Origin of the sequence: Bathymodiolus azoricus thioautotrophic gill symbiont, assembly GCF_001298715.1 — a bacterium.
GTDB lineage: Bacteria > Pseudomonadota > Gammaproteobacteria > PS1 > Pseudothioglobaceae > Thiodubiliella.
Genome location: NZ_CDSC02000100.1, coordinates 1 through 7,737, shown reverse-complemented (window position 1 = coordinate 7,737; position 7,737 = coordinate 1). Strand labels below are relative to the sequence as shown.

At 40.0% G+C, this 7,737-nt stretch carries 10 protein-coding genes; 9 read left to right on the top strand and 1 reads right to left on the bottom strand.

Annotated features, from left to right (window positions below; translation table 11 throughout):
• Positions 1-533 (bottom strand): NAD(P)/FAD-dependent oxidoreductase (locus BAZSYMA_RS02025; RefSeq protein WP_143243062.1); only part of this gene is annotated, 533 nt, incomplete at its 3' end.
• Between the two features lie 169 nt (positions 534-702).
• Between BAZSYMA_RS02025 and BAZSYMA_RS02020 the strand changes: the two genes are divergently transcribed.
• The 9 genes from BAZSYMA_RS02020 to BAZSYMA_RS01980 are packed head-to-tail and all read left to right on the top strand — an operon-like array spanning position 703 to position 7,562.
• Positions 703-1,071: an ATP synthase subunit I gene (locus BAZSYMA_RS02020; protein ID WP_090715088.1), complete on the top strand. Its 369-nt coding sequence runs from the start codon at positions 703-705 to the stop codon at positions 1,069-1,071.
• Positions 1,071-1,946: a F0F1 ATP synthase subunit A gene (atpB, locus tag BAZSYMA_RS02015; RefSeq protein WP_090715087.1), complete on the top strand. Its 876-nt coding sequence runs from the start codon at positions 1,071-1,073 to the stop codon at positions 1,944-1,946. The genes BAZSYMA_RS02020 and atpB overlap by 1 nt, the downstream gene beginning before the upstream one ends.
• A gap of 25 nt (positions 1,947-1,971) precedes the next feature.
• Positions 1,972-2,211, top strand: coding sequence for a F0F1 ATP synthase subunit C (gene atpE / locus BAZSYMA_RS02010; RefSeq protein ID WP_066045805.1), 240 nt, complete (start codon positions 1,972-1,974; stop codon positions 2,209-2,211).
• A gap of 31 nt (positions 2,212-2,242) precedes the next feature.
• Positions 2,243-2,713 carry a F0F1 ATP synthase subunit B gene (locus BAZSYMA_RS02005; protein ID WP_090715085.1) on the top strand — a complete coding sequence of 157 codons (471 nt, stop codon included), beginning with the start codon at positions 2,243-2,245 and terminating at the stop codon, positions 2,711-2,713.
• 9 nt (positions 2,714-2,722) lie between these two features.
• Entirely contained in the window at positions 2,723-3,274 is a 552-nt protein-coding gene (locus BAZSYMA_RS02000; protein WP_090715083.1) for a F0F1 ATP synthase subunit delta, read from the top strand.
• Between the two features lie 30 nt (positions 3,275-3,304).
• Positions 3,305-4,846, top strand: coding sequence for a F0F1 ATP synthase subunit alpha (gene atpA, locus BAZSYMA_RS01995; protein WP_090715080.1), 1,542 nt, complete (start codon positions 3,305-3,307; stop codon positions 4,844-4,846).
• Positions 4,847-4,852: 6 nt separating this feature from the next.
• Positions 4,853-5,716 carry a F0F1 ATP synthase subunit gamma gene (atpG, locus tag BAZSYMA_RS01990; protein ID WP_090715077.1) on the top strand — a complete coding sequence of 288 codons (864 nt, stop codon included), beginning with the start codon at positions 4,853-4,855 and terminating at the stop codon, positions 5,714-5,716.
• A gap of 36 nt (positions 5,717-5,752) precedes the next feature.
• Positions 5,753-7,144: a F0F1 ATP synthase subunit beta gene (atpD, locus tag BAZSYMA_RS01985; protein ID WP_090715074.1), complete on the top strand. Its 1,392-nt coding sequence runs from the start codon at positions 5,753-5,755 to the stop codon at positions 7,142-7,144.
• A gap of 1 nt (position 7,145) precedes the next feature.
• Positions 7,146-7,562: a F0F1 ATP synthase subunit epsilon gene (locus BAZSYMA_RS01980; protein WP_090715072.1), complete on the top strand. Its 417-nt coding sequence runs from the start codon at positions 7,146-7,148 to the stop codon at positions 7,560-7,562.
• Positions 7,563-7,737 lie beyond the last annotated feature (175 nt).

Here is a 7,737-nt window from a genome sequence, read left to right as displayed (position 1 = left end):
CCGCGTTTTTTCAAATCGGTATCCATAATGGTGGCAAATTCATAGGCAGGACCAAAACAAGAGGCACCTTGTACCGCACCCACAACAATTGGACCACCACCATTGGCACAAAAATTTTCCCAATCATGACACGCAGTCTCAGCGTGTGCTGTGGTACAAATAGAAACACTGTGTCCGTCCGGACCCAGGCCTTGGACTTCATCAAATGCCAATTTAGGACCAGTGGCCAATACTAAGTAATCATAATCAACAACTTTGTCACCAACCATTACTTGGTTTTCGTTCGGTTTAATTTGGGTTGCTTCGCCAACAATCAAGTGGATATTCTTACGCTTTAATCTCGGTGCAAGCTCAAAACTAATGTCATCTGCACTGCGCCAACCAACTGCTAACCATGGATTTGATGGAATAAAGTTAAAATTTGGGTTGTTCGAGATAACCGTTACTTCGTGATCTTTACCTAATGTTTTCTTTATATCGTAAGCAAATGGCAATCCGCCTGTGCTTGCGCCAATAACAACAATATGTGCCATATTATTTCCTTAACTATTATTTAATAACTCTATATTATTGGTTGTGTTATGTTTATTGTCAAATGTATAAGAATATTATTGTATTTTAATGCAGATAATATAAGGCACAACTCAATAAAATTACTTTCAATCTTTATCATTTAAACTGTATAATTCGCATTTTTTGTGGATGTGTAACATTTTTGAGGTTTTGGCAATGAATACTAAAGTGCCGAAAATTCAATTAACCATCTTATTAGCATCTATTGCTTATTTCTCCACAGCAAGTGCAGGTCTTTCTGCGCTTTACGGGGGGTTGATTAGCTTGGCTAATACAGTGTTGGTTAATAGACACATAAATAAACAAGAAAATGATGTTGCCATCAGCGCCCAAACAGGTGTTAGAATGATGATCATTAGCGTAGTGATGCGTATGGCGATGATAGTGAGCTTAACTTTAATAGGGAAGTTTATTTTAGGACTAAATGCAGACGCTTTAATTATTAGTTTGGTTTTAGGAATATGTGGTTTTTTAATGGATAAGGTTTTGGGGGAATAATGTCAGCAGGAAATGAACTTATCGCTTCAAGTGATTACATCAAACACCACCTACAGAACTTAACCTATGGTCAGTTCCCTGACGGTCATTGGGGTTTAGCACACAGTGCCGCAGAAGCTAAAGAAATGGGCTTTATGGCATTGCATTTAGACACACTAGGGGTTTCATTCTTATTAGGTGCAATATTCTTATTCTTTTTCTACCGTGTTGGCAAAAAAATGACCACTGACACGCCTTCAGGTGCTCAAAATTTTGTTGAAAGTATTATCGACTTTATTGATGAAAATGTTCGTGGCTCATTTAACGGTAAAAACCCATTGGTTGCGCCTTTAGCATTAACAGTATTTATTTGGATTGTGCTAATGAATACCATGGACTTGGTGCCTGTTGATTGGCTGCCATATGTAGCTCAACAAATTGGCGTAGCCTTTGGTGCTGACCCGCACCATGTATTCTTTAAAGTAGTGCCAACCACAGACCCAAATGCGACCTTTGGTCTGGCGATCGGCGTATTCTTATTGATGCTGTTTTACAGTATTAAAATAAAAGGCTTTGGTGGCTTTACTGCTGAATTAACCTTGCATCCATTTTCATCTAAAAACCCTTTTCTTAAAGTTTTATTAATTCCGGCTAATTTTTTCTTAGAATTTGTCTCTCTAATTGCAAAACCAGTATCACACTCATTACGTTTATTCGGTAATATGTACGCAGGAGAGATGATTTTCATCTTAATCGCATTATTACCGTGGTGGACTCAGTGGACGCTATCATTGCCATGGGCAATTTTCCACATTTTAATCGTATTACTACAAGCCTTTATCTTTATGACTTTGGTTATTGTGTATATGGATATGGCGCACGATAAAGGCCATTAATTTTAAAAAAAATAGGAGTAAGAAAATGACAGAAGTACAAGCAACATTATTTTTAGCGGGTTCGATTTTAATGGGTTTAGGTGCATTAGGTGCAGCAGTAGGTATCGGCATTCTAGGCGCAAGATTCTTAGAAGGTGCAGCGCGTCAACCAGAACTTATCCCCATGCTTAGAACACAAATGTTCATCGTAATGGGTCTAGTTGATGCGGTTCCAATGATTGCAGTAGGTATCTCAATGTATATCTTATTTGCAGTAGCTGGTTAATAAATACTTTTTTTAAAGCAGGGTTTAAGCTATGAATATTAATATGACGATGCTCGGACAATTACTCATGTTCGCCATGTTTACATGGTTCTGCATGAGGTTCGTATGGCCGCCAATTGTTGCTGCCATGGAGGAGCGTAAAAAGCGTATTGAAAGTGGTTTAATTGCAGCAGAGCGTGGATTATCAGAACACAAAGAGGCGCAGAAAAAAGCTCAGGAATTGCTTGAGAAGTCTAAGAACCAAGCATCTGAAATTATTGCCAATGCAACCAAACAAGCATCAAGCGTAGTTGAAGATGCCAAGAATATCGCTTCTCAAGAAGCACAACGCATCAAAACGCAAGCGCATGGGGAAATTGAACAAGAATCTCAGCGAGTGCGTAACGAGTTAAAAGACCAAGTGTCTGACTTAGTTATGCAGGGTGTGAATACTATCTTGGATAAAGAAGTAGATACTAAAACACATCAAAGCATGTTAAAGAAATTGTCACAGACACTATAGGACTGAGAAGTGGAGCTAACAACAATTGCCAAACCTTATGCTAATGCAGTTTTTGAGATTGCTCAGCACAATAAATCTCATGCGCACTGGAGAGGGGTTTTAGAGGTGGGCGCATCTGTAGCAAATGATGCAACAATGCGTGCGTTTGTTGCATCACCTAACTCGACTAAAGCCAACAAAGCAAAAACAATTGTCACAATATTTACCTCGGCGCTAGACAGGGCATTAAGTAAACAAGAAAAGACATTTATTGGCTTATTGTTAGAAAATGACCGCATTAATGCGTTGCCGAGTATTCTGGAATTATTTGATGCAATGTCTAATTTAAGCAGTGATGCTAAAGCATTTCATGTGATTAGCGCTTATAAATTAAACAAGAAAGAAGAAGATCAAATCGTTAAAGATTTGTCTGATAAATACAAAACAACGATCAGCATTGATACCGAAATAGATGAGGATTTAGTCGGTGGCGTGGTGATTAAAGAAGGCGATAAGGTAATTGATTTGTCAATCAAAGCGCGTGTAAACGAACTTGGTTCACGGTTGTCGGTTGCACATTAATTTTATATAAACAATAAAAGAGGAATAGTTATGCAATTAAACGCAAGCGAAATTAGTGATTTAATTAAAAAACAAATAGAAGGTTTTGATTTTGCAACTGAAGCACGCACAGAAGGCACCATAATCAGTGTGAGTGACGGCATTGTTCGTATTCACGGCTTGGCTGATGTTCAATTTGGTGAAATGCTTGAGTTCCCTGGCAATACATTTGGTATGGCGCTTAACTTGGAGCAAGATTCAGTTGGTGCAGTAGTACTAGGTGACTATTTACACCTTTGTGAAGGTGATACCGTTAAATGTACCAAGCGTCTAGTGGAAGTACCCGTTGGCGAAGCCATGATGGGTCGTGTTGTTAATCCACTGGGTAAGGCAATTGACGGTAAAGGCGATATTGACAGCAAAGAGTCGTATCCATTAGAGATTATTGCACCCGGTGTTATTGACCGTCAATCAGTTGACCAGCCGATTCAAACAGGTATTAAGGCAATTGACGCAATGGTACCTGTTGGTCGTGGACAACGAGAGTTGATTATTGGTGACAGACAAACTGGCAAAACTGCAGTTGCAATCGATGCGATTATTAACCAGAAAAATACAGGTGTTAAATGTGTTTATGTCGCGATTGGTCAAAAAGACTCTTCAGTAGCGGCAGTTGTGCGTAAGTTAGAAGAGCATGGTGCATTAGAAAACACAATTATCGTTTCAGCAGGTGCTGCTAACTCACCAGCATTGCAATATATTGCACCTTATGCAGGTTGTGCGATGGGCGAATACTTCCGTGACCGTGGCGAAGATGCATTAATTGTTTACGATGACCTTACTAAACAGGCATGGGCATACCGTGAGGTATCACTACTACTCAAGCGTCCACCAGGGCGTGAAGCGTATCCAGGTGATGTATTCTACTTGCACTCTCGCTTACTTGAACGAGCGTCGCGCGTAAACGCAGAGTATGTTGAAAAGTACACTAATGGTGAAGTTAAGGGTCAAACAGGCTCGCTAACTGCATTGCCAATTATTGAAACTCAAGGTGGTGATGTATCAGCATTCGTACCAACCAATGTAATTTCTATTACGGATGGTCAGATTTTCTTAGAAACTGACTTATTCAACTCAGGTATTCGCCCAGCGATTAATGCAGGACTATCAGTATCACGAGTGGGTGGTGCAGCGCAAACTAATATCATTAAGAAATTAGGTGGCGGTATTCGTCTAGACCTTGCACAGTACCGTGAATTAGCAGCATTTGCACAGTTTGCATCAGATCTTGATGCAGAGACTAAGGCTCAAATTGACCGTGGTCAGCGTGTTACAGAATTGATGAAGCAAAATCAATATACACCATTGTCAGTGGCTGAAATGACAACTTCACTCTTCGCTGCAAACTCAGGCTCATTAGATGACATTGAGGTAAGCAAAGTGGTTGATTTTGAGGCAGCATTGATTACTTATATGAATGCAAACCAAACTGCATTGATAAACAAAATCAATGAAAATGGCGACTACAACGACGATATTGCTAGCGAGTTACAAGCGGCAATTGATGATTTTAAGGCAAACCACACTTGGTAAAATAATATGGCAGGCGGAAAAGAAATTAGAGCGCAGATTTCGAGTATTAAAAATACTCAGAAAATCACATCGGCCATGGAAATGGTGGCAGCCTCTAAAATGAAAAAAGCACAAGACAGAATGATGGCATCACGCCCTTATTCTGAGAAGATTGCCAAAGTTATTGGTCATTTGGCTTATGCACATTCGGAGTTTGAGCATCCTTACATGAAGGAAGTAGGTAATGTTAAGCGTATTGGCATTATCATTGTTTCTAGCGACAGAGGCTTGTGTGGTGGTTTGAATACAAACTTATTTAGAAGTGTGCTAAAAACAATCGTTGATTATCAGGCACAAGGTATTGAGGTTGAACTTTGCACTATTGGTAAAAAGGCCACCTCGTTTTTCAAAAATACAGGCTTAGCCATTAAATCAGTATTAACAGATTTAGGCGATGCGCCACAATTTGATGACTTACTAGGCACAGTTAAGGTTATGTTAGACGCCTATGATGCTGGTGAAATTCAACAGTTATCAGTGGCTTATAACAAGTTCGAAAATACCATGACACAAGTACCCACAGTATCTCAGTTAGTACCCATGGTTGCTGGAGAAGTGCAGGGCATGGATTATCACTGGGACTATATCTATGAACCAGATGCTCAGGAAGCATTGAGTGCATTATTGGTGCGTTATATTGAGGCTTTGGTTTATCAGGGCTTGGTTGAAAATATCGCTTGTGAGCAATCATCTCGTATGGTTGCAATGAAGAGTGCGACTGACAATGCGGGCGATATGGTGAAGGATTTAGAGTTGGTTTACAATAAAGCGAGGCAAGCGGCAATTACTCAGGAAATTTCTGAAATTGTTAGTGGCGCCGCTGCAGTATAAGTTTAATAATAAGAATTTAAAAAGAGGAAAAGTAAAATGAGCAACGGAAAAATTACACAAATTATTGGCGCGGTTATCGATGTTGAATTTCCAGAGAATAATATTCCAAATATTTATGACGCCCTAATAGTTATTGAAACAGGGTTAACACTAGAAGTGCAACAGCAATTAGGTGATAATGTGGTTCGTGCCATTGCAATGGGTAGTTCAGAAGGCTTAAAAAGAAGTTTGGAAGTTTCTAACACTGGTTCAGCAATTAAAGTTCCAGTAGGCACTAAAACACTTGGACGCATTATGAATGTATTGGGTGAGCCTATTGATAACGCAGGTGATATTGCTCCAGAGGCCGAATGGGAAATTCATCGTAGCGCCCCTGCTTATGATGAATTAGCACCTGCAGCAGAATTATTAGAAACAGGCATTAAGGTAATTGACCTAGTTTGTCCGTTTGCTAAGGGTGGTAAAGTTGGCTTATTCGGTGGTGCAGGCGTCGGTAAAACCGTTAACATGATGGAGCTTATTCGTAACATTGCGATTGAACACTCAGGTTACTCTGTATTTGCTGGTGTTGGTGAGCGTACTCGTGAGGGTAACGACTTCTACCACGAGATGAAAGAATCAAATGTATTAGATAAAGTATCCCTTGTTTATGGTCAAATGAATGAGCCACCGGGTAACCGTCTTCGTGTTGCCTTAACGGGTTTAACCATGGCTGAATACTTTCGTGATGAGGGTCGCGATGTCTTATTATTTATTGATAACATTTATCGTTATACACTTGCGGGTACTGAAGTATCGGCATTGTTAGGTCGTATGCCTTCAGCAGTAGGTTACCAGCCAACACTAGCAAGTGAGATGGGCGCTCTACAAGAACGCATTACCTCAACTAAGAAAGGTTCAATTACTTCAATCCAAGCGGTATATGTACCAGCAGATGACTTAACTGACCCATCACCAGCAACAACATTCGCACACTTAGATGCAACGGTTGTGTTATCGCGTCAAGTAGCAGAATTAGGTATTTACCCTGCAGTAGACCCACTAGATTCTACTTCACGCCAACTAGACCCACTCATCGTTGGCGAAGAACACTACAATGTGGCACGAGGTGTACAAGGCGTACTACAACGCTACAAAGAGCTTAAAGACATTATTGCAATTTTAGGTATGGACGAATTATCTGAAGAAGACAAGCAGTCTGTTTCTCGTGCTCGTAAAATTCAACGCTTCCTCTCTCAGCCATTTTTCGTGGCAGAAGTATTCACGGGTGCAACTGGTAAATATGTATCCTTAAAAGATACAATTTCTGGCTTTAAAGCAATTCTTGAAGGTGAGTTGGACGACTTACCAGAGCAAGCATTCTATATGATGGGCTCTATTGATGAAGTTCGTGCAAAAGCAGCGGAAGCGTCTGCAGAGAAGGCTTAAAATGTCAAGTATGCAAGTTGATGTCGTAAGCGCTACTGAATCACTCTATTCGGGTGAAGCAAAGTGTGTATTTGCGCCTGCATCAACAGGTGAATTGGGCATCTATCCAAAACACACTGCATTATTGTCAACTTTAAAGCCAGGCGAAGTTCGCATTGAAACCGACAAAGGCGTTGAGTCTATTTATGTTTCTGGCGGTATCGTTGAAATACAACCCGATGTGGTTACTATTTTTTCTGACACTGCTATTCGTGCAAGTGATCTAAATGAAGCCAAGGCATTAGAGGCTAAACAGCGTGCAGAAGCAGCAATGGAAGGTGCGACTGAAAATCAAGATATTTCAGCAACCCAAGCTGCGCTTGCTGAGTCAATGGCGCAACTACAAATGATTAGCAAAATGCGCGGTAAAAAAGCATAAAGGCAAGTATGAAAAAAAATATTATTTTAATGTTGACACTTATTGCTTTATTGGCAGGTTGTAACTCAATGCCTTTAACCAAACAGCAGGTAAACAAAGTTCAAAGTATCGCTATTATTAACAATTTTCCCCAATATCCTAGTTTTTCATTTATTGGAACAACAACCTTTCAAAA

Coding starts and splice junctions, on each gene's coding strand:
- BAZSYMA_RS02005 (WP_090715085.1), top strand. CDS start 2,243: ATGAATATTAATATGACGATGCTCGGACAATTACTCATGTTCGCCATG.
- BAZSYMA_RS01980 (WP_090715072.1), top strand. CDS start 7,146: ATGTCAAGTATGCAAGTTGATGTCGTAAGCGCTACTGAATCACTCTAT.
- atpG (WP_090715077.1), top strand. CDS start 4,853: ATGGCAGGCGGAAAAGAAATTAGAGCGCAGATTTCGAGTATTAAAAAT.
- atpE (WP_066045805.1), top strand. CDS start 1,972: ATGACAGAAGTACAAGCAACATTATTTTTAGCGGGTTCGATTTTAATG.
- atpB (WP_090715087.1), top strand. CDS start 1,071: ATGTCAGCAGGAAATGAACTTATCGCTTCAAGTGATTACATCAAACAC.
- BAZSYMA_RS02020 (WP_090715088.1), top strand. CDS start 703: ATGTGTAACATTTTTGAGGTTTTGGCAATGAATACTAAAGTGCCGAAA.
- atpA (WP_090715080.1), top strand. CDS start 3,305: ATGCAATTAAACGCAAGCGAAATTAGTGATTTAATTAAAAAACAAATA.
- atpD (WP_090715074.1), top strand. CDS start 5,753: ATGAGCAACGGAAAAATTACACAAATTATTGGCGCGGTTATCGATGTT.